This window comes from Microcoleus anatoxicus, assembly GCF_042465725.1.
Classification (GTDB): Bacteria; Cyanobacteriota; Cyanobacteriia; order Cyanobacteriales; family Microcoleaceae; genus Microcoleus; species Microcoleus anatoxicus.
In genome coordinates this window covers 1-24,157 of record NZ_CP120854.1, presented here as the reverse complement: position 1 = coordinate 24,157, position 24,157 = coordinate 1, and the positions used below count along the sequence as shown (strand labels likewise).

At 43.3% G+C, this 24,157-nt stretch carries 24 protein-coding genes; 11 read left to right on the top strand and 13 right to left on the bottom strand.

The window, feature by feature from the left end; translation table 11 throughout:
- The first annotated feature begins 83 nt into the window (after positions 1-83).
- From P2A85_RS29055 to P2A85_RS29045, 3 genes are read left to right on the top strand one after another with little or no spacing between them, the layout of a single operon-like run.
- Positions 84-1,238 carry an iron-containing alcohol dehydrogenase gene (locus tag P2A85_RS29055; RefSeq protein WP_377482097.1) on the top strand — a complete coding sequence of 385 codons (1,155 nt, stop codon included), beginning with the start codon at positions 84-86 and terminating at the stop codon, positions 1,236-1,238.
- Positions 1,239-1,278: 40 nt separating this feature from the next.
- Positions 1,279-2,469, top strand: a complete 1,191-nt coding sequence (locus P2A85_RS29050) for an L-dopachrome tautomerase-related protein (protein WP_377482094.1) — start codon at positions 1,279-1,281, stop codon at positions 2,467-2,469.
- Between the two features lie 43 nt (positions 2,470-2,512).
- The gene (locus tag P2A85_RS29045) at positions 2,513-2,707 is read left to right on the top strand and encodes a hypothetical protein (protein ID WP_377482091.1); all 195 of its coding nucleotides are present in this window, start codon (positions 2,513-2,515) and stop codon (positions 2,705-2,707) included.
- On the opposite strand, the gene P2A85_RS29040 is transcribed toward P2A85_RS29045, so the two are convergent.
- A complete protein-coding gene (locus P2A85_RS29040) occupies positions 2,704-3,183 on the bottom strand; it encodes a hypothetical protein (RefSeq protein WP_377482088.1) in 480 nt (159 codons plus the stop codon). The two genes, P2A85_RS29045 and P2A85_RS29040, sit on opposite strands and share 4 nt — an antisense overlap.
- 184 nt (positions 3,184-3,367) lie before the next feature.
- Between P2A85_RS29040 and P2A85_RS29035 the strand changes: the two genes are divergently transcribed.
- Positions 3,368-4,939 carry an IS5 family transposase gene (locus P2A85_RS29035; RefSeq protein ID WP_377482085.1) on the top strand — a complete coding sequence of 524 codons (1,572 nt, stop codon included), beginning with the start codon at positions 3,368-3,370 and terminating at the stop codon, positions 4,937-4,939.
- 144 nt (positions 4,940-5,083) lie between these two features.
- On the opposite strand, the gene P2A85_RS29030 is transcribed toward P2A85_RS29035, so the two are convergent.
- Positions 5,084-5,989 carry an AraC family transcriptional regulator gene (locus tag P2A85_RS29030; RefSeq protein ID WP_377482231.1) on the bottom strand — a complete coding sequence of 302 codons (906 nt, stop codon included), beginning with the start codon at positions 5,987-5,989 and terminating at the stop codon, positions 5,084-5,086.
- A gap of 657 nt (positions 5,990-6,646) precedes the next feature.
- Between P2A85_RS29030 and P2A85_RS29025 the strand changes: the two genes are divergently transcribed.
- Positions 6,647-6,784 carry a hypothetical protein gene (locus tag P2A85_RS29025; RefSeq protein WP_377482082.1) on the top strand — a complete coding sequence of 46 codons (138 nt, stop codon included), beginning with the start codon at positions 6,647-6,649 and terminating at the stop codon, positions 6,782-6,784.
- 162 nt (positions 6,785-6,946) lie between these two features.
- Here the strand turns inward: P2A85_RS29025 and P2A85_RS29020 are convergent, their stop codons facing one another.
- The 3 genes from P2A85_RS29020 to P2A85_RS29010 are packed head-to-tail and all read right to left on the bottom strand — an operon-like array spanning position 6,947 to position 9,405.
- Complete coding sequence (locus P2A85_RS29020; protein ID WP_377482079.1) at positions 6,947-8,476, bottom strand: PIN domain-containing protein; 1,530 nt, start codon at positions 8,474-8,476, stop codon at positions 6,947-6,949.
- A gap of 9 nt (positions 8,477-8,485) precedes the next feature.
- Positions 8,486-9,043 (bottom strand): ImmA/IrrE family metallo-endopeptidase, encoded by a 558-nt coding sequence (locus P2A85_RS29015; RefSeq protein WP_377482076.1) that lies wholly within the window; start codon positions 9,041-9,043, stop codon positions 8,486-8,488.
- Positions 9,043-9,405, bottom strand: a complete 363-nt coding sequence (locus P2A85_RS29010) for a helix-turn-helix domain-containing protein (protein ID WP_377482074.1) — start codon at positions 9,403-9,405, stop codon at positions 9,043-9,045. Before P2A85_RS29010 ends, P2A85_RS29015 begins: the two co-directional genes overlap by 1 nt.
- Positions 9,406-9,512: 107 nt before the next feature.
- Between P2A85_RS29010 and P2A85_RS29005 the strand changes: the two genes are divergently transcribed.
- The 5 genes from P2A85_RS29005 (at position 9,513) to P2A85_RS28985 (ending at position 13,044) form a co-directional block, all read left to right on the top strand.
- Positions 9,513-9,968, top strand: coding sequence for a multiubiquitin domain-containing protein (locus P2A85_RS29005; protein ID WP_377482071.1), 456 nt, complete (start codon positions 9,513-9,515; stop codon positions 9,966-9,968).
- A 3-nt stretch (positions 9,969-9,971) separates the two neighbouring features.
- Entirely contained in the window at positions 9,972-10,352 is a 381-nt protein-coding gene (locus P2A85_RS29000; protein ID WP_377482068.1) for an E2/UBC family protein, read from the top strand.
- The gene (locus P2A85_RS28995) at positions 10,349-11,773 is read left to right on the top strand and encodes a ThiF family adenylyltransferase (protein WP_377482064.1); all 1,425 of its coding nucleotides are present in this window, start codon (positions 10,349-10,351) and stop codon (positions 11,771-11,773) included. The genes P2A85_RS29000 and P2A85_RS28995 overlap by 4 nt, the downstream gene beginning before the upstream one ends.
- A 3-nt stretch (positions 11,774-11,776) precedes the next feature.
- Complete coding sequence (locus tag P2A85_RS28990) at positions 11,777-12,148, top strand: DUF6527 family protein (protein ID WP_377482060.1); 372 nt, start codon at positions 11,777-11,779, stop codon at positions 12,146-12,148.
- A 497-nt stretch (positions 12,149-12,645) separates the two neighbouring features.
- Positions 12,646-13,044, top strand: coding sequence for a hypothetical protein (locus P2A85_RS28985; RefSeq protein WP_377482057.1), 399 nt, complete (start codon positions 12,646-12,648; stop codon positions 13,042-13,044).
- On the opposite strand, the gene P2A85_RS28980 is transcribed toward P2A85_RS28985, so the two are convergent.
- The 5 genes from P2A85_RS28980 to P2A85_RS28960 all read right to left on the bottom strand — a co-directional run bounded on the left by P2A85_RS28980 (position 13,031) and on the right by P2A85_RS28960 (position 21,637).
- On the bottom strand, positions 13,031-16,234 hold the full coding sequence (locus P2A85_RS28980; RefSeq protein ID WP_377482054.1) for a CHAT domain-containing protein: 3,204 nt from the start codon (positions 16,232-16,234) through the stop codon (positions 13,031-13,033). The two genes, P2A85_RS28985 and P2A85_RS28980, sit on opposite strands and share 14 nt — an antisense overlap.
- A gap of 305 nt (positions 16,235-16,539) precedes the next feature.
- Positions 16,540-18,318, bottom strand: coding sequence for a tetratricopeptide repeat protein (locus P2A85_RS28975; RefSeq protein ID WP_377482050.1), 1,779 nt, complete (start codon positions 18,316-18,318; stop codon positions 16,540-16,542).
- Positions 18,308-19,786: an ATP-binding protein gene (locus P2A85_RS28970; protein ID WP_377482047.1), complete on the bottom strand. Its 1,479-nt coding sequence runs from the start codon at positions 19,784-19,786 to the stop codon at positions 18,308-18,310. The genes P2A85_RS28975 and P2A85_RS28970 overlap by 11 nt, the downstream gene beginning before the upstream one ends.
- Positions 19,787-20,420: 634 nt before the next feature.
- On the bottom strand, positions 20,421-21,038 hold the full coding sequence (locus P2A85_RS28965; RefSeq protein ID WP_377482044.1) for a hypothetical protein: 618 nt from the start codon (positions 21,036-21,038) through the stop codon (positions 20,421-20,423).
- A gap of 20 nt (positions 21,039-21,058) precedes the next feature.
- A complete protein-coding gene (locus P2A85_RS28960) occupies positions 21,059-21,637 on the bottom strand; it encodes a hypothetical protein (RefSeq protein ID WP_377482041.1) in 579 nt (192 codons plus the stop codon).
- Between the two features lie 201 nt (positions 21,638-21,838).
- Here P2A85_RS28960 and P2A85_RS28955 point away from each other — a divergent pair, with 201 nt between their 5' ends.
- On the top strand, positions 21,839-22,705 hold the full coding sequence (locus tag P2A85_RS28955; protein WP_377482038.1) for a hypothetical protein: 867 nt from the start codon (positions 21,839-21,841) through the stop codon (positions 22,703-22,705).
- A gap of 79 nt (positions 22,706-22,784) precedes the next feature.
- On the opposite strand, the gene P2A85_RS28950 is transcribed toward P2A85_RS28955, so the two are convergent.
- The 3 genes from P2A85_RS28950 to P2A85_RS28940 all read right to left on the bottom strand — a co-directional run bounded on the left by P2A85_RS28950 (position 22,785) and on the right by P2A85_RS28940 (position 24,157).
- Positions 22,785-22,994 carry a hypothetical protein gene (locus P2A85_RS28950; protein ID WP_377482035.1) on the bottom strand — a complete coding sequence of 70 codons (210 nt, stop codon included), beginning with the start codon at positions 22,992-22,994 and terminating at the stop codon, positions 22,785-22,787.
- Between the two features lie 126 nt (positions 22,995-23,120).
- Positions 23,121-23,513, bottom strand: coding sequence for a hypothetical protein (locus tag P2A85_RS28945; RefSeq protein ID WP_377482032.1), 393 nt, complete (start codon positions 23,511-23,513; stop codon positions 23,121-23,123).
- Positions 23,510-24,157 (bottom strand): AAA family ATPase, encoded by a 648-nt coding sequence (locus P2A85_RS28940; RefSeq protein WP_377482029.1) that lies wholly within the window; start codon positions 24,155-24,157, stop codon positions 23,510-23,512. Before P2A85_RS28940 ends, P2A85_RS28945 begins: the two co-directional genes overlap by 4 nt.

Genomic DNA, 24,157 nt, shown 5'->3' with positions numbered 1-24,157 from the left:
CAAAAATTCTTGAATAAAAAAATCATTGGGGCAATAACTTGTCGCTGAACATAAATGCAAAAAGCACTTGAAGGAGAACAATTGTGCAGAATTTTATATTTCAAAATCCGGTAAAAATTCTGTTTGGCAAAAATCAAATTGCCAGCATTGCTGCTGAAATTCCTGTAAATGCCAGAGTTTTGATGATTTACGGTGGTGGCAGCATTCAGCAGAATGGCGTTTACAAGCAGGTTAAACAAGCACTGGCCAAGCATATCGTATTTGAATTTAGAGGGATTGAACCTAATCCTTGCTTGGAAACGCTGATCGAAGCCATCGATTTGGTACGAACTGAACGCATTGATTTCTTACTGGCAGTCGGCGGTGGTTCAGTTCTCGACGGCACAAAATTTATTGCAGCCGCATCATCGTTTGAAGGCGACCCTTGGGATATTCTTGCCAAGCAAGCGCCGATACTTCACGCTCTGCCATTGGGAGCGGTAATGACACTGCCTGCAACGGGTTCAGAAATGAATGCCTTCTTTGTTGTGACTAAGGCAGCAACGCAGGAAAAGCTGGTTGGGTTCAGTCCATCAGTCTATCCTCAATTTTCAGTGCTAGATCCAACCACCACCTTCTCACTACCGCCGTGGCAAATTAGCAATGGCATTGTCGATGCTTTTACTCACACAATCGAGCAATATTTAACGTATCCGGTGAATGCTCCATTGCAAGATCGAATGGCTGAGGCTATTCTCAAAACATTAATCGAAGAAGGTCCGAAAACCTTGAAAAATTCAACCGATTATGATGCGCGGGCAAATGTAATGTGGTGTGCAACGATGGCGCTGAACGGCTTGATTGGAGTTGGAGTGCCACAAGATTGGTCAACTCATGAAATTGGACATGAGCTGACTGCGCTGTATGGACTGGCTCATGCTCAATCGTTGGCAGTTATTCTTCCGAGCATGATGCAGTTTAAACGAGCGGCAAAGCGAGAAAAATTATTGCAGTATGCGGAACGCATTTGGAATATCACTGATGGCAATGAGAACCAACGTATTGATACTGCGATTGTCAACACAAAAAGTTTCTTTGAATCTGTGGGTGTGTCCACTTGTTTAGCGAATTATAGGCTTCATTCCGAACAGATATCTGAAATCTGCCAACACATGAAAAATCGCGGTTCAGTCGCATTAGGTGAATACTCTAATATTGGACTCGAAGATGTAGAAAAAGTTTTGACGCTTAGCCTCTAAACTTAATTAAATTCAACCCCTATTTTTCAAGGATTCTAGTATGAAACGCACCTCAAAAATTATCTGGATGCTAACGTGCACGACAACTCTGATTGTTTCTGCTTGTTCTAGAGAGACGAATCCAACACAGCAATCATCAACCTCTCCAACCGCAATTCCTGTTGTCCAGACTTCTCCTAGTGCCTCTCCCGGGGTCGGAAAAACCGAAATTGTTGCAGAATTGGACATCACCCCAGGAAACGTAACGGCATCGCGAGATGGACGAATGTTTGCCAGCGTTCATGGAATGCGGCGCGGACCGGCACAATTAATTGAAATCAAACCCGGTAAGAACAATTGGGAATCTTTTCCCAACCAAGAATGGAATGCCAAGCCAGGTAGTGGAAGCAATGTTCTGAATACGGCTCATGGGGTTGCGATTGATTCCCAGGATCGCCTGTGGGTGACAGATCACGGTAACTGGATGCCCAACAATGGTAAGCCCCAACAACCAAAACTCGTTGCCTTTGATATCAATACTCGCAAACAAGTCTTCCGCATGGATTTCCCAGAAGAAATCGGCCCGCTATCGGGCATCATGCAAGATATTGCAGTAGATGCCGAACAAGGATTTGCGTACATTGCAGACTGTGGAGCGACACCTGCAATCGTAGTCGTAGACATCAATAACAAAACGGCACATCGTTTTACCAATCATCCTTCACTCAATGCTGAGAATGTTGATTTGGTTGTTGAAGGTCAAACACTGAAGTTCCCCAGACCTGACGGTACAATGCAAAATGCACGAGTGCCGATTAACCCAATTACACTTTCGGCAGATGGCGAAACAATCTACTATGGCGCAATGAATGGCGAGACTTTGTATTCTGTACCCGCCCAACTTTTTCGAGAGAAAGCAACAAACACAGAAATCGGTCAAGCGATTAAAGTTGTTGGAAAAAAACCCGTTTCAGATGGTATCAGTACCGATGCAGAAGGCAATCACTTTATTACTAATTTACGGGATAACGCTATTGATGTCTTAAGCAAGGATGGGAAGCTCTCTCGATTAGTCCAAGACGAGCGCTTTTTGTTTCCCGATAATGTTCGCTTTGGTTCAGATTCTTGGCTGTATGTTGCAGTCAACCAACTCCATCGCAGTTCGATTTTTACAGGTAAATCCGATGTCGGACAACCACCCTACCTGATTGCACGAGTTTGGACTGGGACGAAAGGACAACCTGGACGATGATAAAAAACTGCCTTGCTTGACGCGGTGACAAGCAAGTTGTTGGATGTTGTTGGAGGCAAAACTTCATTGGTGGCGAGGTTGTGTTGAGGGCGATCGGGTGCAGCAGCAGATAAATCAGGCGATTTGTCCCGAACACTTCACCAGTGAAGAATGGGCACAGCAACAACAGTTAGTGAATGAGGCAATCACACTGATGCAAAGTTACTTAGACAATCCTAGTTACGAAAGCAGAAACTAAAGACAGTCCCACCATCCTGCATTAGTTTTGTAGATGTCATAAATATTTGCATCCAGCGTACACTGGTTCCCATTGCCCCCAGCCACAACAACTCTCACGTTATCGCCACCCAATGAGGAGACACCAAGCACTTGTTGTGCTTTCATACGACGGTCTTTCTCATTAGTGTTCCACGTAAATGCCTCAGCTTGTCCATTAAAGAAGTCACGGGATGCAGCCCCAATTCTAAAGAGTAAAGTACCGTCTCCACCGATAGCCACTATAAAAGTTGTACCCTTCTGAGTTGAAGTAGCCCCAAAACTTTTAGCCTTCATATTACTACCATCACCCCATCGGAAGGGAACCCATCGTCCAGCATTTGCATACACAATATAACCATTAACAATGTTAATTTGGTCACCTGCATTAGCTGGAGACTGAAGGCTCAGTAATGTCGTAAAACCTATTAGTACAATGGATAAAATGGACCTCTTCATACCTTTATTCCTAGACTCTAATTACTAAATTAAGTAGGTAGGCGGGATTAAACCGAACTACGTAGGGTTTGCTGAATAATCGCTCGCATATTGCGTGGTCTGGGTTTTCGATCGCGCGATCGAGAAAAAAGTGCAAGATTAACAGGTAAAATAGGTCAAAACCCGTGCATCACCACCTGCGATCGTGTACAAAAAAGCTGAGCTTGCTACTCCCTCACCTTCCGACTTTGAACTCCCCTCATGTGGAAAATTGTCACTCCTTAACCGTTGGGTAAAAATGGCAGAACTAATCCCGTGGTCAGAATTTGAAACAGAATATGCTAAAAACTTCCCCAGAGAAAAAGGGGCACCAGCCAAATCCTTTCGGATGGCATTGGGGGCATTAATTATCAAAGAAAAGTTGGGAGTTAGTGATCGTGAAACAGTAGAACAGATCCGGGAAAACCCCTACCTACAATACTTCATCGGTCAATCAAGCTACAGCAATGAACTACCATTTGACCCGTCACTATTAGTTCACTTCCGGCAACGAATCAGTCCGAACCTAATTAATAAAGTGAATGAACGCATGGTAGAAAAAATGCGAGAAATCACGCCTGTCAAACCCGAAAAAAAAAAGGATTCGGACGCCAAAAATGAGTCCTCTAATCGCGGGAAACTAATCATAGATGCAACCTGCGCCCCAGCAGACATTAGTTATCCGACCGACTTAGGACTATTAAATAGAGCCAGAGTTCATACCGAAAAAATCCTAGACATTCTGTATAAACAAATTAAAGAAAAAACCACTAAAAAACCAAGAACCTACCGTAATCTAGCCAGAAAAGATTACTTATTAATCGCGAAACAAAGACGACCTACCCGCAACAAAAAAAGACAGGCAATTAAAAAACAACTTCAATATATCAAAAGAAACCTAGCTCATATTGAACAGTTAATTGATTCAGGTGCGACCCTAGAAAGTTTGAACAAACAGCAATATAAAACCTTGCTAGTCCTCACAGAAGTCACTCGCCAACAACAGTGGTTATTTGATAACAATAAACAGAGCATTGAGGATAGAATAGTAAGTTTAAGTCAACCCCACATTCGTCCTATTGTCAGAGGAAAAGCAGGGAAAAATGTAGAGTTTGGAGCCAAACTATCAGCGAGCTGCTTTGAAGGATATGTATTTTTAGACCGGATGAGCTGGGACAACTTTAACGAATCTCTTTACTTAAAAGCCCAAGTAGAAGCATATCATAGGTTCACAGGATATTATCCAGAGTCAGTTCATGCAGATCGCATTTACCGAAATCGGGAAAACCGAGCATGGTGTAAAGAAAAAGGCATTAGGCTGAGTGGACCGCCATTAGGAAGACCGCCAGCAAATGTGAGTAAATTAAAAAAGAGGCAAGCGTGGGAAGATGAGAGGATTAGAAATGCCATTGAGGGCAAGTTTGGGCAAGGAAAACGAAGATTCGGTCTCAATCGAGTGATGGCAAAACTTGATAATACATCTGGTACAGTTATTGCAATTACTTTTTTGGTAATGAACCTTGCTACCTGGTGGCGCCGGGTTTTTTGTGTGTTTTTATGTCTATTTGGAAAAAGAACACCTGTTGTTGGCTTGAATATAATCTACAATTATAACTGGGTGGAATCAATGCCGAAACAACTTATATTTAACTCTGCTTTAATATATCGATCGCTCCTGTTCTTAGTTTGCGATCAATTATTCAGCAAGCCCTACGTAACAGTATGTAAACAGGGCTAAATCACTTACGTTTAGGGGATTTGGATACTTTACAATCGTTTACATGGTTGCGTTTTACAGCGCCTACTTACTTACACATAAATAAATTCAAGCAGTTCTACTGATTCAAGTCGAACACTTCCTTGCGATTTGGACAGATTCTTGCTACATCATGCGAAACTGCTTGGGTGAAATGCCTGTGTATCTGCGAAAATGCTTAGCAAAATGGCTGGGATTGGCAAAACCACACTCGATCGCAATGTCATTGATCGTGCGTTCTCTCTGCTTCAGTAATTGCTTCGATCGCTCGACTCGCTGCTGTATTAAGTACGCATGAGGAGTCGTTCCAGTTGATTGCTTAAATAATCGACAGAAATGGTACTGGCTAATCTGCAATTCATCTGCAAGGGTGGCTAATGATAGGTTCTCACTTAGATGAACATTCATGTAGTCAAGAGCTTGCTTCAGTTTGTATTTAGGTAAGCCACCTTCATACTCTGGTAGAATGTGCTTGCGGGTTGAGTAGTTTCTCAAAAAATGTGCTGCCATAGCTGTTGCCATTGACTCCGCATAGAAGCAACTATTTGTTGCATCAGTTTCTAATACCGTTTTCAGAGCTAACACAATTTGACAGACTAACGGATCGGGCGTTGATAGCGTCGGCTTCAGTTCAATTTGCTCTGGATTTGCAGACTCGTAGGCAGCATGAGCTAGAAATGTAGGATCGAGATAGCAGTGAGTCGTTTCCCCTACCTGACTCGATCTCACTTTTAACGGCACATGAGCCGGAAAAATTTCAATATGCCCCTTTTCCTGTTGGTCATGTTGAAATCGATAACGCTTTCCATCAATTACCATCTCTACTTCCGTTGGCTGCTTCCATGATGGTAGCGAAATGAGGTGCTGAAGACCTGTTATTTCAGGGAAGTCAATTGCAGGCAGTTGATAATGTGCAAGATGGATATTTTTCCATCCCGCTTGTTGACTGGAGTGAATTACTGGACGCGGAGCAAACGTTAAGGTTGAATCTTGTTGAGAGTAATCGAGCTCTAAAGGTCTCTTTGCTGACATCATAAATTTGCTTTCCAAATTTGTACGAATAATGGTTCTTTAAATAGCGATCGAAGTGGTCTAACTACTAATAGACAAAAAATTTACGCCTAAGATCCTGCATTGGATGGATAAGGCGGAATGATTCGGCGTAACACCCCAAATTTAGTGCTTAGGTAGAACCTTCCTGGATACTACGCTGCTGAAGGTAAATATCTGGACTCTTTCCGCATCTTTTCAAATTCTTTGCGGGGATGAGCAGATGTTGTATCAGGCACACCGTATCCTATTCCCCCCAAACTCACTCGTCAGCAGCGCCATTCTAGTCTATTATTGTTGGCAGTCCGTGGTAATTTCTTATAGAACCCATTATCGGCAATTCCTCCATCTCCGATAGTTACATTTCAACCTCAACCATCGCCTAATTACCTACCACCGACTGTTACACCTCAACCTCAACCATCGCCAATTTCTCCACCTACACCAACTCCTCCAGAACCATCACCAATTTCTCAACCGACACCAAAAGTAACTTTACCCAAACCAACTCCTATCCCATCTTCTCAAATTTCGATTAAGTTGCTCGATTGGCCAGAGCTATATCTTGCTTCAACAACTTTAGTGTATTCTGATGGAGATAGATTAAAAGCAGATTTTAGAGTTTACTGTCCAACCTCCATGATTCGTCCAACTAACTATATTTTGACCAACCAACAAGGTGATGTCAAAAAAGCAGGAGCGTGGTGGGAACCTTCATTTACGCCAAGATATGATGCGGAGTATCAACTTATCAAAGAAGTTTGCAACAAAAACTAATACAGTATTGATCCGAATAAATTAGTAGATAATGCTTGGATTCACTGCACCCAATCAAACCATCCTAAGTGCATCAAAACAAAGAGATTAGGATTTTAAATAGAAAACATCTGCTCAGATTACATTTTACATTAACAGATATTTTATTGGCTCACTAGAGAATCAGAAACTAGAATCTTCAGAAGGTTCTAACTGTTCTGAAGAGCTACTATCCATTGAAGAATCGTTATCTTCCTGCACATCATTTTCGATCATCAGATGATTTATATTAGGTATTACTACTTGTTTCACCATTTGTGCCAATAGATTATTATTATTTTCGACTACTTTATTTACTGAAGCCATAAGATGATTCGGTATTGCTGCTTGTTTCGCCATTTGCGCCATAAGTCTATTATTATCATTATTAACCACTTGATTTACCGAGTTTATAAACCGCTTATGTTCTGTCATCAGATTTGTTGTTATATTTCTCAATCCATATCGGTCTATGTTTGTCAATTGCGTCATCTCAAGAACTGATAATTGTTTAGGAACCATGCTGGCGGTGCTGGCTATACTGGTTACTGATAATTGTTTGGCAGCGATGCTGGCTGCACTGACTACACTGGCTGCACTGACTACACTGGCTATACTGGCTATACTGGCTATACTGGCTGCACTAGCGGCATTGTTCACTGCATAATTACTTGCAGCCATTAAACGTTGTATATTACTCAAATCATAGTGATCGCTACCTGATGATTGTCGGGAGAAATCAGCATCTAATTCTGGTTCAGACAAACTATTTGAAACAGAAACTTCTTCAACTTGCTGTATAGATTTTTCTGCTATTTCAAGTTGTAGATAATCTTTAGCATATCGTAAAAAATTATCTGGTGTATACATATGAAAAATAGAAGCACCAGCTTCTGAAATTTCTTCAACTAACTCTGGGCGCGGCCCAATTGTTTTTCCATGCTCCCTTCTCCACCAATCCTCTTTGTTGTCTCCGGTAATAAAAATGATATGAGTTAATGACTTGAACTTAACTTGTTTTAATATTTGTTTCCAAACAATCAAGTCGCCATATTCTTTTTTAAAAACTAATCCTTTCCAAAGATACTGGTTATCGTTATTTTTACTTTTGCTCTGATCACCAAAACCTGGGGGACGAGAAATTCTGTACCTTTGTTCGCCTTCTAAATATATTTGATTTAGCTCTTCTTGATTGGCAGGTGATTCACCAATACGTCCTCGGAATAAATCAGTGATTTTATCTCTTATATAATCTTTCCCATCTTTAACAAGCTCCTCTCTACAAGGTATTAGTTTATCCCAAAAAGTATTAAAAGCTTTCTTTACATCCTCAGTCATTTCTTGGACTAATTCTGGAGGAAAACATTTGGATTTAAAAGTATCGGAAATATTTTTTGTAATTTCATCTAACTTACTCTTAGCCTTAGAAAAATTATCCTCTGCTTTGTTTATTCGGTTAATTCTATTTTTCTGATACTCAAGTGCAACTTGATGGGGAATCCACAAACGATCTTCTATAGATTCTAAAACTTTAAAAAAGTCTTCGCGCGTTGCATTGTGATGTTCGTAAAAATCTAAAATAACATTAGTATCAAAAATAAAAGTACATTTTGACCAAAGCTCAGAAAACTCTTCGTCAGATGGGGAATAATAGCCGGGGAATAAGTCTTTCATTTTTGTCAATTACTTGGTGGTAAAGATATTGCGTGTTCCACTGACATTGAGGCGCATGGTGATAACTTGCTCGCTAACCTGATAAACCTTACTTGCTTCGACCACGCTCATCTTAGTTTTAGCAATGTGAAAGGCTGCTTCCTTTGAAATAAGCAGGGCTGGCCCCAACCAATTCGCTTCATCCTCCTGTTCCACGTCGAAGTGGCGGCAGCCGTACTCATCGAATATAGGGAGAGGCCTGTGACCGAGGATGCCGTGACCGAGTTCGTGAGCGATATTTGAAGCCTGTCGGAGGGGAGGGTGCGAATCGTTGTGGATGATACGCCTTCGGTATCCGTCAACGAGGGTGACAGCCGAAAAGCTTTCCCGATCCTTTTCCATAAAGTAGGCAACATCTTCCGGTATTTCGCATTTGTAAGCGGACAAGGGATCTACGGGAATTTCTAAGTGTTGGGCCAATCTCCAAGGACAAAGGGGGTCATGAGACCTGAGACTCAGTTCCTTTCTCAATTCCCTAGCATAAGCATCCGCTTCAGTTTTGAACCCGCGACGTAACTGCTTTTTCATCAATCTATTCGATCCTTGCGTAGACGCTCGTAACCTGCTTTGAGAATGGCTTCGAGAGCTGCTGCTGCTTCTGGCGTGAGATTGCGATCGGCCCGCAAGTACGCAGTAATTTGAGTAAGCGGGTCTGATTCAGTCCGAGTATCCCGAACTCCTTTGACAAAGGACTCAGCCTGCAATCCCGACCATTTTAGCAGTGCTGCCAGACTATCCACATCAGGTCTCCTTCCTTGAGCCATACGGGTCAAAGTGGATGCGCTTACCTCAGACTGTGCTGCCACCTGCTTCCACGTTAGGCGCTGCGATTGTCGCTGGCTGTCTAACGCTGCGTAAAAGGACCCTACATCGAACTCTACCTTAGCCATCCTCCCTCTCCCATTGCTACCTTGCAATTTTAAGTCACTTGTGTAATCCTGGTAATTGCGAGCTAGCAATTGCTAGTCATTCTCGCAATTAATGAAGGAGTGTTACTGTGATTGCGTCAAAAAATTATCGGATTCAGATTGATGAAACTTCTTATGAAGTGGACGATCCAGTGATTGCAGGTCTTCAGCTTCTGGACGCGGCAGGGAAGAGACCATCTGATGAATACCTCATCTTTCAGCGGTTGCAGAACGGGCAGCTTGAGGAGATCAGGCCTGATGAAACGGTCGATCTGCGGAAACCGGGTATAGAGGCGTTTATCACCTGGCGAAGTGATCGCTCCTTCCGTTTTGTGATTGACGGCCGGAAATTTGAGTGGGGGATACCGCTGATTACCGGGCTGAAGCTGAAAGAGCTTGCTGGAGTTGACCCGCAATCTTATGAAGTTTGGCTGGAGGTACGGGGCGGAGAAGACCGCCCGGTTGGAAATGACGAGTCGGTGGATCTCCAAGCTGCCGGAGTCGAGCGCTTCTTCACCGGTAAGAAGACTACGACGGAGGGTTAATCCATGAGCTTCTTACCGTCGCGAGAGCGGGAATATCTTGAAGGCAAAGGTATTGTCTTTCAGGAAGTCACAGACGGGAGCCAGAAAGGGGTCATTCTCCCTTGCTTTAGGTTGCCGTCCAACAAGTACGATATCCATCAGGCAGAGGTATTGATTGTGCTTCCACCGGGCTACCCAGATGTCCCGCCAGATATGTTTTACTTGCAACCCTGGGTGAAGCTTGCCACTCGCAACCGTTACCCAACAGCAGCAGACCAGGCTTTTAGGTTCAATGGATTGTCCTGGCAGCGGTGGTCGCGCCACAACAACGAGTGGCGTCCCGGTACTGACGGTATTTGGACGATGCTCAAGCGCGTGGAACACGCCCTGGAGGTGGCTGCATGAGCTTTACTGCCAGCATGGTGTTGCAGGAGGAACACCTTAAATATCTCCAAGAAAGCCTGATCCGCAAAGATGGACGAGAAAGGGCAGCTTACGTGCTCTGCGGTGAGGTAGGCGTTGAATCTGACCCTTGGGATGGTCAGCAGCGCAGGAAATATCTTTCCTATGAAATCCTTCCGGTGCCTGAAGATGAGATAGTTTCGAGTTCTGATCGGCATATTACCTGGAAGACTGATTCTTTTGTTCGAGCATTGAAGCTCGCTCAAACGAGGGGGATGACAGTGGCTCTCGTTCACAGCCATCCGGGAGGTATCGCTGCGTTTTCCGAACAGGATGATAGAAACGAGCCTGACCTTGCACAGCTTGCCCAGCACCGAAATGGAATCCAGACAAAACTCCTAAGCGTCATTCTCACAGACTCAGGAGAGCTTGTCGGTCGCCTGTGGACGAGCCAGCAGGAATCGATTCCCCTGCAACTGATTTGTGTTGTAGGAAAAGCAATCAAGCTCCACTACACGGGACGAGGCCAGGGCATAACTTCATCAGTCTTTCAGCGACAATCGCTCGCATTTGGGGAAGCACTTACTCAGGATTTATCGACGCTCAGGGTTGGAGTGGTAGGCTGCGGCGGTACGGGCAGTGCAGTCGCCATGCTGCTTCCCAAAATGGGAGTACGGCTGATTGCGCTCTTCGATCGAGATGTAGTTGAAGAGAGTAACTTAAACCGGCTTCACGGTGCAAATCGGGAAGACGCTAAAGCAAAGCGCCCAAAGGTTCAAGCCGTGGCGAGATCGCTCTCGGAGTTGGGGCTTGGGGTGCAAGTAAAATCCTATCAATCGTGGATAGGCGATCGGGATTGCCGAAATGCCCTGAAATCCTGCGATATAGTCTTCGGTTGCACGGATGACCATGCCGGACGGTTGCTGCTTAACCGCTTTGCCTACTATTACTTGACTCCTGTTTTCGATATAGGACTTGCCATCGAGGTATCTCCAACTGAACCGCCAGAAATCAAAGCACTAGATGGTCGAGTAACGGTACTTGTACCCAGCCCCAACCACACCTGCCTGTTGTGCCGAGAAGTTATCAATTCTGTGGCGGCGCGGGATGAGGCTTTGAAGCGGAATCATCCGGTCGAATACGAGAGGCGGAAAGCAGAGGCTTACGTTCTAGGCGAAGGAAATCCAAGTCCCGCAGTGGTACTCTTCACCACAGATGTTGCGATTATGGCGATTGAAGAGTTAGTACACCGCCTTCAAGGATTTCGAGGTGAGAACGGTGCGACAGCCCAAAGAGTAAGAAAATTTCACCTGATGACCGATAGAAAGCAAGCTGCTGATTCCAAGCCGCATTGCCCTATCTGCGGTACGGCTGATTGTTGGGGCAAAGGCGATATTGTTCCATTTCTCGATTTGGTGGAGTGAGCTATGTTTCTTCGCAATCTAATTCGATGGATTCTAATCAAGCTGAAAGTAATTGACAAACCAGACTTGTCAGCACGGATAGTTAAAGTTCATCCAACACCTGAAGAAATTATACCGAAACAGGTATTTGTTGTTGGTGAGGCCCGGTATCGGAAATGGGCTTGTTTTCGATGTCCCGGTGAATGCGGGGAGGCGATTTTGTTGTCGTTAAACCAGACACAGCATCCTTCGTGGAAGGTTACTATAGACTGGTTAGGACGACCGACGATTCATCCCTCGGTTAGGCAGCTTAATGAATGTAAGTGCCATTTCTGGGTTCGTCACGGCTCCGTTGAATGGTGTTCCGATACAGCTATAACTGTACCGAAATCATAATCGTTCGTAACCGCAATCAGGATTGTTTTGAAACAGCATTGCTGTACCGAGCGAAATTCCACCAAGTATACCGGCTCAGTATTTGGGTACGGAAACTGAATTCATTGTAGCTATCGCCTTTTTAGTCCGTTCTATTGCCTTATTAATTCAGGTACTAACCCCACCACCACCAATGTTACGACAAAAGCCAGGTACTTTTAAGAAGTAGTATCCGCCAGCCTGCAAAAAAGCTGCACGCTCAGTCCAGAGGGTGCAGCTTTTTTTGAACACGAACACAGGAGATGGAAATAACTCGTACACAGTTCAGGCGATCGCTGAGTTACCAGCCAAATCAAAAATGCGGGACTCTGCACTTTTTTCTTGAGAATGATGTTTTTGGTATATCCTAGATATGGCGGAGCGTTTGGCTACTTTTGGTTTTGCACGATTCGGGTGGAACCAGTGAAGAAGCATAGACTTAGAGATTAAATGTCCATCAATAAAATTCTAATACTTCTATGACTACTGACTCAACTCAAGTTACACCTGAAGAAATTGCTCAGTATCGGGAACAGTTTTCAGATTATCCAGAATCCCTTGATGCTCTCGATTTAATTGAGGAGTGTAATGGAGATTTAAAACAAGCAGCTAATTTGTTGGTATTAGAATCGGGAATAGTGATACCTAAAAAAGTGCCAGATACTTTAGATGAATTAGCTCAAAAGTGTCGCAATATTGTTTGTGATGAGGTATTCATCAATGAATTAATGACTGGAGTGTTAACAGCAGCAGTGACAAGTTTAACAGCTAGCGGTCAAATTCCAGCAGCACTAGCCACACCCGTTGTGATTTATTTAGCAAAAAAAGGGGTAAAAAAGTGGTGTGAATCCAGTAATGGAGAACCTAAAACCCTGTAGCGGTGAATGCTGCCCAGTAATACGGATCTGAAAAAGGATAAATTCCAGACTCCTTAATTCGCTTGAGCGCGCCTGTTTTAAAGGCCCTAGCCGATCTAGGTTTACCTGGAAAGAGTGACTCGATTTGTGGCTGAATTTTGTCTAGCAATTTTTCACCTTCTTCGCTGGTGAGATTCCGCAGCCAGTTTTGGGCATCTTGGAGGGCCATTGCTACATCTCCTTCCCCTAGTTCGGGATAACTTTTGAGGTTTTCATAGAATTTGATGAATAAAAAGGCGGTAGAGACTTGATCCACTGCCCACAGGCTGCTGACGACGCTGGGGCTACCCGCGAATAGGAAGCCGCTGACTAAGCCGATATATTCGTCACTGGTATTGCGGAAGTCAATTAATCCTGTTTCACAGGCAGAGAGAACAACTAAACGACATTGACCTAATTGAAATTTAAGACTGAAGATGGCATCCAAAGTAAGGCACTTATCAAGATCAAGTAATTTTCCGGCAGTCAACAGTAAATGACGTTCGGAATCGAATTCAATAAGCGAGGAATCAAGTTCAGCATCTGCAAGGATAAGAGCAGATTTGTTAGCTTGACTGGGATTGGAATTGAAGTAGCCATGACAGCTAAAATGAACGCAGTGAAAGGTATTGAGAGGAGTATCATCAAGAGCCGCTTTGGTAGCGGCATCTTTTTCAAGAATGCTGGTTGAATCAAAATAACTTTGGATGGCAACGACTTCAAGGTCGGCGTAAGTAAGATCGTCGGTAGGGTTCTGGATGGCAAAGAGATGCGTAAAGTTGGGGCGTTTGCGGGTTTTGGCAAGCTGTAAGAGTTGGCAGCTTGGGGCATACCGGACGCCTTTGGGAAAGCGATCCATTAGAATTTGAGGTTGTGATGTCCCAGCCTCACTATTAATGGGTAACGCATGAAGTGGAACCAAATGTAAATAGCGATGGGGAATTAGAATTAACTTGTCGCACTCTGTTGGAATTTGCTTAATAATTTCATCAACGTGCAAAATTTTGGCCAACAAACGCAGGCGGGTAGTTAAGCGACGCTGCCAGTGGGAGTTTTTATTACTATAGGCTTTCAGATAACTGTTTGTCCAATTTGCCAATTTGTTCAGGTCTATTAAATCGGATGATAAAACAATGGGTTGTTGGGTTTGCTTGGTAATAATGAAGATGAGTAGCTTATCGGTTGTAATGTAAAACTCAACAATTGCAGTGCGATCGCTCAAAGTTGACCGGAATTGGTCAAACTGAAAACCAGAACCGAGTGGCAGGTATCGATCTTGCAATTCGTTGCGCTGCTGTCGTAGCTGTTGGAGGTGTTGGGCTAATGCAGTTGGATCTTCTGCGGTGGCATTTTGAAGTTCGTACTGACCGCTGGCGATTTCGTATCGAAGTCGATCTAGTTGAGTTACCACTTCTGCGGGGAAAATAGTGTGGCGATCGCGGGTGAGGATAAGTTCTACCAAGTTGCGAGTTTTGCTGCGTTCAACATATTCTATAGTTTGAGTGTAGTTCTCCAGTTCTAGGCAAACTTCCACCATGCGTTGATAGAGTTCATTCCATTCTTCTGCAAGTTTTTGTTTGTCTCCTTCTGTTCCCGATCCCGAAATAATTTCACCTCGCCAAAATTCTATAATATCAAAGGCATCTGTAAAAGCAGCATATGAATATTGAAAGTCTTGTCCTTCTTGGTAGGCTCGACCCAAGCTAAATTTAGTCAATAAGTGGTTTTGAGGAAAAGTAAAGCGCGTAAATACTTGCAGAGCTGCTTTATAATGACGAATGGCAGTTTTAAAGTTCTTTCTATTTTTTCCAACAATACGATCTGAGTATACATTGCCCAAATTATGTTGAGTTTTTGCCCAGTCAAAGGGTAAGTCAGAACGAGTGTATATCTTTAATACATCCTTGTAACAACGTATAGCTAATTCTAAATTATTCGGTCTTTTTTCTAAAAAACGTTCATCGTATGCAGTGCCTAAATTATTTTTAGTTTCGGCCCACTCTAGAGGAAAGTGTTTAATCTTTCGTACCTTTAATGCAGCATTAAAACAGCTAATAGCTGCTTCTAAGTTGTCCGATTTTTCCCCATGAATACGGTCGCAATAAACACATCCTAAATTATTTTTAATCATTGCATATTCTTCGGGGAAAGCATCAATCGTGCGTATCGTCAAAGCTGCTTTATAAAAAATTATAGCTTTTTCCAAGTTTTCTGCTTTTTTCCCACGAATCCTTTCGGAGTAAGCATTAGCTAAATTGAGTTGCGTTTGTGCCCACTCGACAGGCAACTCAGAGCAAGTGCGTACTTCCAATGCAGCCTCATAACAGCGGATAGCTACTTCCAAATTTTCTGCTTTTTCTCCCCAAATACGTTGATAGTAGGCAATACCTAAATTATTTTTTGTTTCTGCCCATTGCTGGGGTAAACCTTCACGAGTGCGTACTTCTAATGCAGCTTCTAAACAGCGGATGCCTACTTCTGAATTTTCTGCTTTTTGTCCCTGAATACGGAAACTGTAAATATTACCCAAATTATTTTGTATATCTGCCCATTCTTTGGGAAAGACTTCACGAGTGCGTACCTCCAATGCAGCTTCCAAACAGCAAATAGCTGCCTCCAAGTTTTCTGCTTTTTTTCCCCAGATACGTTTACGATAAGCTGCACTCAAATTATTTTGTGTATCTGCCCATTCTTGAGGAAAACTAGAGCGAGTGTATACTTTTAAAGCATTAAAGTAACATTTTATAGCTGCTTCCAAGTTTTTTGCTCTCTCTCCGTGGAGACGGTTATAGTAGGAAAGCCCTAAATTGTATTGTATTTCTGCCCACTGTTGCGGAAATGTTTCATAAGTCAATACAGTGTCAATAATTTTATAGCCTGTAATGGCAATTTCTAGATTTATAGCTCGATCGCCCATCGGAAATACCTGAATCAGATGGCTAAAATATCCGATAACCGATGCAATACCTTGTGCTTTTCTTGGGGAAACTTCCAGCAAAGTCTGTCTGCCCCAATCTTCCAATAGTTGACCAAGGCTCTCATTTAATAAATCCAAATTCGATTGCAGCAGTGGATATACAACTTCTGAGTTGCCCTTACTTTGATGGACTACCCGCAGTATTTGAGAGAGAAACTGATATTGAGACTCGGATATTTGGCGTTGTTCATCCATAATCACTGTCCTATCGCACAAAATGCTACTCAATAAAAAGGAGATTGAAACGGTTGTCGATTCTGCCTCAACTGTCGTTGCAGCGAGATATTCATTGTTGAATTTAAAAATTGTTATTTCATATAGGAATCCTAAATGATTTGCAAAATTATACGCGAGCAAGATGCTTGTAAAGCGTGGCAACAGCATTTTGGTGAGGATCGATTTCCCTGTAACCTATCATCAGCCGAAACAATAACTAGATTGATTCTCAAGAATAGGTTTTCTATATTAGGAGCAAGCAACCAATACCAATACGTCACAATTTATGTTTTATCACTTAGCAATTGTTCTTTCAACTCTTGATATTCCTCCCAATCCGGTAAATCTAATTCTGTAGCAATTACCAAAGCCCGATCGCAAGATTCTTGAGCCATATCGCGAGCGCCTAATTTCAAGTAAACTTCTACCAAATTATAGAGAACGATTGCTTCAGTAGAACGTTGACCAGTTTCCTTGACAATATTTAAAGCTGCTTGTAAATATTCCAAAGATTCTGAATACTTATCAAGTTGGACTATAGTAATCCCTAAATTACATAGTGCTTCTCCTTCACATTGACGAGCACCAATATGCCGGCTAATTTCTAAACTTTGACGATATACATCAACTGCTTTATGAACTTTGCCTAAAGCATCATAAGCATTACCTAAATTAAGCAATGCAGTTCCCTCTCCCCGACGATCGCTGCTTTTTATAGCAATGTCTAAATGTTGTCGAGCGTATTCAACAGCTTTTAAGTAGTCACCCATAAAATAGTAGGTATTGCCAATATTTCCGAGAGCAGTTCCTTCTCCTTCAACAGAACCAATTTGCCTGGAAATTTCTAAATGCTGCTGATGGTATTTAATTGCCACTGAGTAATTAGCCATAGAATAGTAATTAAGACCTAGATTTCCTAGTGCATCTCCCTCTCCTTCACGGTCTTGTATTTCTCGCGCTATTTGTAAAGCTTGTTGGTTAAGCTTTATAGATTGAGAATAGTTGCAAACAGAATAATAAGCCAAACTTAAGTTCTTTAGTGCATTCGCTTCTTCCCAGCGATTTTGAATTTTTCGTGCAATGTCTAAGTGCTGTTGATAATATACAATAGCTTGTGAAAAGTTGCCCATATTACAATAAACATTACCTAAATTCCCCAGTGCAATTCCTTCAGATTCTGGTTCCTCTATCTTACGTGCAATCTCTAAATACTTTTGGAAACATTCAATAGCTTTAGGATAGTTACTCTGATGGCGATAGGCAGAACCTAGACCCCCCAATGCTTTTCCTTCCCCCTTGATGTCGCTCATTTCCTGTGCGATGCTTAATGATAGACTGTGGTATTCAACAGCTTTGGTATGATTAGCTATAGCACCATAAAGATTTCCCAAATTTCCCAAAGCATTTGCTTCCCCTTTTCGATCTTTAATTTTCTGTGCTATCACTAAAGCTTGCTCAAAATAATCAAGTGCTTGAGAATAAAAATTCAAGGAAAAGTAAGCATTTCCTAGATTTCCTAATGTTATACCTTCCCCTCGTATATCTTTAAGCTCTCGTGCAATTATTAAATCTTGCTCATAATATTTAATTGCTTGAGGATAATTGCTTAGAGAATCACAAGCTAAACCCAGGGTATTCAAACAAATACTATCCGTTACGACACCTAATTTACCGAGAAGTCTACTACATAAATCAACCTGCTCTTGAAAATATCCCCAAGTTCCCAGTTGTATGTGCAATTCTTCATCAATAAGCGTACCAAATTTTTCCATAATAATTGTTTTTGCTCTTTCCCAGTCTTCTACTTCACTTAGATGATAAAATGCTTCTAAGTAACCGCGTACTTTTTCTAAATTGGTATCATCTTGCTTAGACCTGTAATCTGTCAGCCACCATTCAACTGCCGAATAGTTAGAAAATTCGCACAGAGATATTTCATTTAATTCTACCAATACGGAATCAATGTTGAGATTGGCAACCACTAACTGCCCAGGTGCAGTAAAATTAACTCCTTCTATACCCTGTTGAGTTTTAGTGTCCGGCTGGGCAAAGTTACTTGTCATGCTGCTGTATCCTCATTTTCACTTTCTTTGAGTGGGCGAGTGCGACACTGCGGATTAAATTGTGTTGCCTAAAGAGTTCCTCAGCCTCAATGAATTCTTCTACCTCAACTAGATAGCGATCGCCTAAAGCCTCCAGCGCTACCAATAGTTGCTCTTCCTGATAGCCCAACCGTTTATGCAATGCATAAAACCATGCGTCTCTTGGCACCGAGCGGCGGTACGCAGCCCCAACGCACAGCAAGATATAAGCATCAGGAAAATCCTCTTTTAACCTTGCAAATGAAGATTCAACCTTCTTTTTGACCAACTCTCGCAATTTAGGACTAAATCGTTCTAGTCTAAGTTGATCGTCTTCTGATTGAACTTCCTCTTGTTGGCGTGCCTTCTCAATTGCTTCTATCTCATGTCCGTATTTTTTCCAATAGACAACAGCATCACCATAAAAAGGCTCACTAAGAATTTCCCCAGCAATCACCAGCAACGCTAAGGGGTGTCCCTCATAGGCTGCTCCTATCCGCTCTAAATATGGCCTGTTCCGTGATTCTGGTTCAACTTCTATCCCTGTCTCCTGAAACAAGGTTAACTGCTCTAGCAGTTCTAACCCTGTCAAAGTCTTGAAATGCTGATGTTCTGCATTACCTAACTCTTGAAACTCAGTAGGTAAGTCCTGCGAGGTGAGAATCAGACGACTTTGGCATTCCGGTAATGCCAATAATTGTTGAAAAAATCTTACCCACCACTCACCCTGATATTGCTCCTGAAAATTGTTCCATCCTGTCTCCTCATCTCCATTGAGTAGCATCTCCAACGAATCCATCTGCACCAAGTAACGGTTGTTTTGCAGTTTTCGCAGTAAGCGATAAAGCAACCGTTCGGGATCTTTGCGATCGTCCACTGTAACCATTTCCCCCCACCGAATCAGTAAACTAGCGGCCACGCTAACAAAATCCCGCCCTATGTCTTCGTCAAAAGTTAGGGCTCTTTCACGCTGAAACCCATCTGAGGGCAACACCTTAGCTAGTTGATATGCCAAAGCTGTCTTGCCAATTCCGGTAATCCCCGTTAGTACCAAAACGCGACAATCTCCCGACAACTTTGCAGTTAACTCGGCAATCAAAGCTTTTCTGCCAACCCAGAAGTTCTCAATAAAGCGAGCCTTCTCAGTACCCTGGCGAAGTTGAATGTTGCTGCTACTCTCAACAACGTTTTGCGGATTCACCCCTATCACTTCACAGAAAACGTGAAAGACGCGAGCGTTAATGGGTTTTCCAGCCAAAAAATTCTTTAAGGTCTGCGTTGTACAACCCGCGGCAAAAATGTCACCAGCTACATAGTCTTCAGCTTCCCAGTTCGTAGTTGGGTCTAAAACTTTGCTAGCTTCCCGACACCATTGAGCGTCAGTCCATCCCCGTCTAGCCTGCTTGATTGTCTCTTTTTTTTCAGCAGAAACTTTTAAGCTCGTTCTCATTATCTTATTAACTGACACTTGTCAAGACTAAATTTTAGACCAAAACATCTCAAAACTGCCAATCTCAAGCTGGAACTTACTTTGACCTTACCCTTGCTAGTCAGAGATGCTAGAGATGTGAGAAGCGACGTGGCCACTAACTTCTCCTCAATCCAAACCCTAGTTCTGTAGAGGAGAAAAACAATGCAAGCTCAACAGCAGCAGATTTGCACAACCGAACCTGAGACTCCATGTGTATTGGGTCATCCCGAGCCGAACATTACCCAATCAGGAACGGAATTAATTTTGTCGCTGGCTATTCTGATTCGCTCAGTTGCCCTTTTGATTCAGGTTTTAGCCCCAATAGTGCGGAAATCGAATAAATAAAGAGGGTTTCCGATCTGAATTGCAACTTGAAAATAAGTCGCATTTCCAACTTAAGGAGGTGCGACTTATTAAGCTCACAAAAAACTGGTCATCACTTAAGACAACACTTAGTATATTTGTTGCATTAGATGACTGGATTACCGTTACCTTACACAATCCCTCTTTTAGCTTCAACATTAAAGCAATCAGCCTGATGCTGAATCAAAAAATTAACATCAGGCTATTGTGAATCAGAGTTCGGGTGGGGTGGCTGATTCATTTACCAAATCTACAAACCAAGAAGATAAGAGCCAGCGGTTGCACCCAACCAACCCGCTACCTTGAGAATTATAGGCTTGGTCTTATCCCAGAGGTTTGCACTCGCATTGGCCGCTTTACTTGCTGTTTCAAGGGTTTCTGCCACACCTTGTAAATTGGCAAGTGCAGTTTCCTTTTTCGGCTCCTCCTTTGCCGTTGCCTTTTTTGCAGCACCCAAGTACATGATTGCTTCTTCTTTGGCATCTTCTGAGAGTTGTGCCTCTCGAACTAACTTCTCAAGTTCTGCCAGCAACGCAATTACATCAGTCTGGGAGAGCGGTTTTTCAGTCGCTGCACCGGCTTGGCCATTTTGTGTAACGTTATCTCCTTGAACTCCCTGATTGCCTTCACCTTGGATGGCTCGGTTCTCATCCCCTTGAAGATTGTAGGCGCTGCCACCTATAGAGCCGCCAACCGAAAATCCACCTGGATTGTTAGTCATATTAGCTACCTTTTCTACTTGACTGTTCTGATGGTTAGAGTTGGCTGTGACGTTACCCGTAACCTGTCCCGATATATAAGCGCCGCCCTGAGCTCGACCAACATTGATGGAGTTGTCGGTTGAGTGATTAGTTGAATGGTTTTGCATTTTCAATCTTCTCCTATTAATTAACTGGATTGGGTGTTGACCCCTCCGATTACCTTGCCTGAAATTAAAGCTGCATTCACAGCTTCTCTTACGTTTATCGAGCTATCGTTCATCACGTTGTGGCTGAAGTCAAAAAGCATTGGTTGAGATTCTTCCGCATTTAGAATTTCATATAGGTCGTAAATAACCTCCAAGATAAATTCTTTTTTGGAACCCAATAATACAGAACTCGAACCAGAATTCATTTCGATAATCATTCCATACTCTTCTTTTACTTGGAATCGATTTTGGAAATGATCGTAGACTAACCAAAAGAACCAAATAATTAAAAATATACCCACGACCATCGCAATAGTTACAATACCAAAGACTAAAATTGCCCAATACCAGACAGGTAATTTTTTTGTCAGAATCTTAGTGTTGTCGCTAAACCGAATGCTCGTGATATTGCGGAGATAATAAACAGTGTTCTTGAACACCAACACCTTACCTGTAAACAGGAGCTGACCATTCTGAATGATTTTGGCTTGATTTCTTTGCTCTCCAGAACTGTCAGTCGGCAACAGTTGAGAAATTTGAGATGGCAACAATGGATTCATACGAAGTTACAGCTTGCTAAACCTACAGAATTCACTATTCTTGCGAAACTCGGTTGAGTTTTCCCTTCCTGGATGTGAATTGTAGTATTAAACTCTTGAAAGCGGAAGAGGTTTTGACAAAAATCTACAAATACGTGCTATTTTTAGTTTAATTTAAGCAGGTTTTGACAAAACCTTGACAAAAAGAATCCAGAGGTGCAGATGAACAATCAGAGCGTTCGGGTACAGATGTCCCCCCAAACCAAGCTGGTTCTGGAGAACTTGGCGGGCGAGTACGGCTGTCTCTACGGCGGAAAACCCAACATCAGCGGTCTGCTGGCTCAAATTGCCGACGGGCGACTCGCGATCGGCAAGAAAACTCTTTCGTCCTCCGTTTCCTCTCACATCCCGTTGCTCAAGCTGAGGGTTTGGCTGCCGGTCGGTTTGAGGGGGTCGTTCGCTCAAATCGCCCAACAGATCGCTTATTTCGGGGGCAATATTTTTAAGGCAACAGTCGATTCCAATGTCGAACAAGTGATTGTTGATGTTTTGTTGTCGTTGCCGGAAAACACTAACCTCAGCGACTTTCTTCGTGCTTTGCAGCAGCTTACAATTAAAGATGTCGTGCCGTACAACAGTTCAGAAGAAATATTGGCGGCAATCTCTCACACCAAAGCCGTTCTTCACCATTTTGAAGAATCCCCGTCCGACCAAAAAGCCGAAAAGCGCTCTGTCGAGGCGAGATTGGCGGCTCAAGTCAGCCATCGCAAGCTCTTGCTGGATATCTCTTGTACGATCGGGATCAGGCTCGTCTCAAAAAATCAAAGCGGTGTGTTGGCAAAAGTGGTAAATGAAATTGCGGAACAAGGTTTTTTTCTCTCGTTGGTTCAACAAGACTTCAATCCTGAAGAACAGACGGATATTATCGATCTGCTTCTCACATTAGAGCCGCTTACCTCTAGCAAAATGTCTGACGAAATGGATAAAATAAAAACGATTGAAGGCACTCTTAAAAAAATACCGGAAATTCAAAATGTATGGCGTTTGGGTATGGATAATCTGTGGGATATTCATGTAGCTAAATGTTAGAACCCACATTGGGGACTCTCATCATAACGAGAAACTGCTGGAAAAAGCTCCAGCAGCGAGTACAATTGGGTACTAAAAACTAGGAATCCTTGCAAGCTTTGACCAGCAACCGAATCTCTCGAACAAACAATGTCAGCCCTGCTACCGTTGTCAAAGCAATGCAGCTTGAGGCTGCGTGCGATTCTAAGTTGATGGCTGCGGGAAGGGTGAGACTGGATTGCGGTTGCTGCAAAGCCGTAACTGGAATTTTTAGTGAAGATAAAAAACCACAAGTTGAGGTAGCGCTCATGCACCTCGAAAAGCTTTTGCTCGAACACTGCATCACATACAAATAGCGTTTTGTAGGGGTAATCTCCCGATAGCGCCCCTATCTCTGTAATTGGACGAATCCGAAATCTCAAGAAGCCGATCACTCTTAACTTTCAACCTCCTTCAACCCATCCTCCAACAGCATCCGCACGATATCCACTTTCTTGCGCCCCGTCCTAGCCGCCAACATCGACAACTTGCGGTGCAGGGATTCGGACATATCCACGGTAAACCTAACCGTCGCTTCTTTGTCGGGTGCTTGGAGGCGGTGAGTCAAGCTACTCTCCTTTGATTGGGCGGGGATAGATTCTGATGCGGGTGATTCAAACTCCGGTGCTGTTGGTGCTGGCAATGCAGCTTCCACTGTTTCGGGTGTTTGCGATGCTGTTGGTGCTGGCGATACAACTTCGGGTGTTGGTGGTAGTAATGCAGCTTCCTTGGTACCGAAGACAAACTCTTCGAGTACGCTATCCAAGGGTTTACGTTTCTTTGCGCTCATAATAACGCTCCCATGATTTCTTTGAATAGTCGGCTGTACTCTTTGCCAGAATCTTTGGCAGGTTGACCGCCCAAATCCCACACCGTCGCTGCTTGACCTGAAGAATCGGCGATGACTTGTTTTTGGTGAATGACCGATTTGAGCACTTTGATCGTGGGTGCTAGTGTCCCCAACAACTCCATTGCTTCAGTTTTGAGCTTTGTCCCCTTCACCGCACGACTGAGAAACATCACCGCTTTGGGTGGCCCTTGCCTCACGGATTGAGCTTGTTTGATCAGTCTCACTGCATCTGCTGCTGATTGCACGTCGATACCGCTCGGTTGTACCGGCACCACGGCTAAGTCGGCTCTCATCAAAATAGCCCTAGTTGCTTCACTTAACCCAGCAGGGCCATCCACTACCAAGTAATCCACCGTTTCGGCTAAATCGGTCAATTGGTCTAGAAGGTCATCGGGACTTTGGAGTACGTGAGTGGCGATCGCCGGTTCCATCTTGCTGCACCACTGGGAACTAGAGCGCTGAGCGTCGGCATCCACTACCAACACGCTCTTGCCCTGCTGCACCAGCCAATGGGCGTAATGTACGGCTGTAGTGCTTTTGGCGCATCCACCTTTTTGATTTACGAAAGCTACAATTGCTGCCAT

Excerpts from the sequence above, each read along its gene's own strand:
- P2A85_RS29000 (WP_377482068.1), top strand. The coding sequence starts at position 9,972 with ATGAGCTTCTTACCGTCGCGAGAGCGGGAATATCTTGAAGGCAAAGGT.
- P2A85_RS29045 (WP_377482091.1), top strand. The coding sequence starts at position 2,513 with ATGTTGTTGGAGGCAAAACTTCATTGGTGGCGAGGTTGTGTTGAGGGC.
- P2A85_RS29020 (WP_377482079.1), bottom strand. The coding sequence starts at position 8,476 with ATGAAAGACTTATTCCCCGGCTATTATTCCCCATCTGACGAAGAGTTT.
- P2A85_RS28950 (WP_377482035.1), bottom strand. The coding sequence starts at position 22,994 with ATGAGCGCTACCTCAACTTGTGGTTTTTTATCTTCACTAAAAATTCCA.
- P2A85_RS29025 (WP_377482082.1), top strand. The coding sequence starts at position 6,647 with ATGATTCGTCCAACTAACTATATTTTGACCAACCAACAAGGTGATGTC.
- P2A85_RS28960 (WP_377482041.1), bottom strand. The coding sequence starts at position 21,637 with ATGAATCCATTGTTGCCATCTCAAATTTCTCAACTGTTGCCGACTGAC.
- P2A85_RS29040 (WP_377482088.1), bottom strand. The coding sequence starts at position 3,183 with ATGAAGAGGTCCATTTTATCCATTGTACTAATAGGTTTTACGACATTA.
- P2A85_RS28995 (WP_377482064.1), top strand. The coding sequence starts at position 10,349 with ATGAGCTTTACTGCCAGCATGGTGTTGCAGGAGGAACACCTTAAATAT.
- P2A85_RS28945 (WP_377482032.1), bottom strand. The coding sequence starts at position 23,513 with ATGAGCGCAAAGAAACGTAAACCCTTGGATAGCGTACTCGAAGAGTTT.
- P2A85_RS29030 (WP_377482231.1), bottom strand. The coding sequence starts at position 5,989 with ATGTCAGCAAAGAGACCTTTAGAGCTCGATTACTCTCAACAAGATTCA.
- P2A85_RS28965 (WP_377482044.1), bottom strand. The coding sequence starts at position 21,038 with ATGCAAAACCATTCAACTAATCACTCAACCGACAACTCCATCAATGTT.
- P2A85_RS28970 (WP_377482047.1), bottom strand. The coding sequence starts at position 19,786 with ATGAGAACGAGCTTAAAAGTTTCTGCTGAAAAAAAAGAGACAATCAAG.
- P2A85_RS28980 (WP_377482054.1), bottom strand. The coding sequence starts at position 16,234 with ATGGATGAACAACGCCAAATATCCGAGTCTCAATATCAGTTTCTCTCT.
- P2A85_RS29010 (WP_377482074.1), bottom strand. The coding sequence starts at position 9,405 with ATGGCTAAGGTAGAGTTCGATGTAGGGTCCTTTTACGCAGCGTTAGAC.
- P2A85_RS29015 (WP_377482076.1), bottom strand. The coding sequence starts at position 9,043 with ATGAAAAAGCAGTTACGTCGCGGGTTCAAAACTGAAGCGGATGCTTAT.
- P2A85_RS29050 (WP_377482094.1), top strand. The coding sequence starts at position 1,279 with ATGAAACGCACCTCAAAAATTATCTGGATGCTAACGTGCACGACAACT.
- P2A85_RS28955 (WP_377482038.1), top strand. The coding sequence starts at position 21,839 with ATGAACAATCAGAGCGTTCGGGTACAGATGTCCCCCCAAACCAAGCTG.
- P2A85_RS28975 (WP_377482050.1), bottom strand. The coding sequence starts at position 18,318 with ATGACAAGTAACTTTGCCCAGCCGGACACTAAAACTCAACAGGGTATA.
- P2A85_RS28985 (WP_377482057.1), top strand. The coding sequence starts at position 12,646 with ATGACTACTGACTCAACTCAAGTTACACCTGAAGAAATTGCTCAGTAT.
- P2A85_RS28990 (WP_377482060.1), top strand. The coding sequence starts at position 11,777 with ATGTTTCTTCGCAATCTAATTCGATGGATTCTAATCAAGCTGAAAGTA.
- P2A85_RS28940 (WP_377482029.1), bottom strand. The coding sequence starts at position 24,157 with ATGGCAGCAATTGTAGCTTTCGTAAATCAAAAAGGTGGATGCGCCAAA.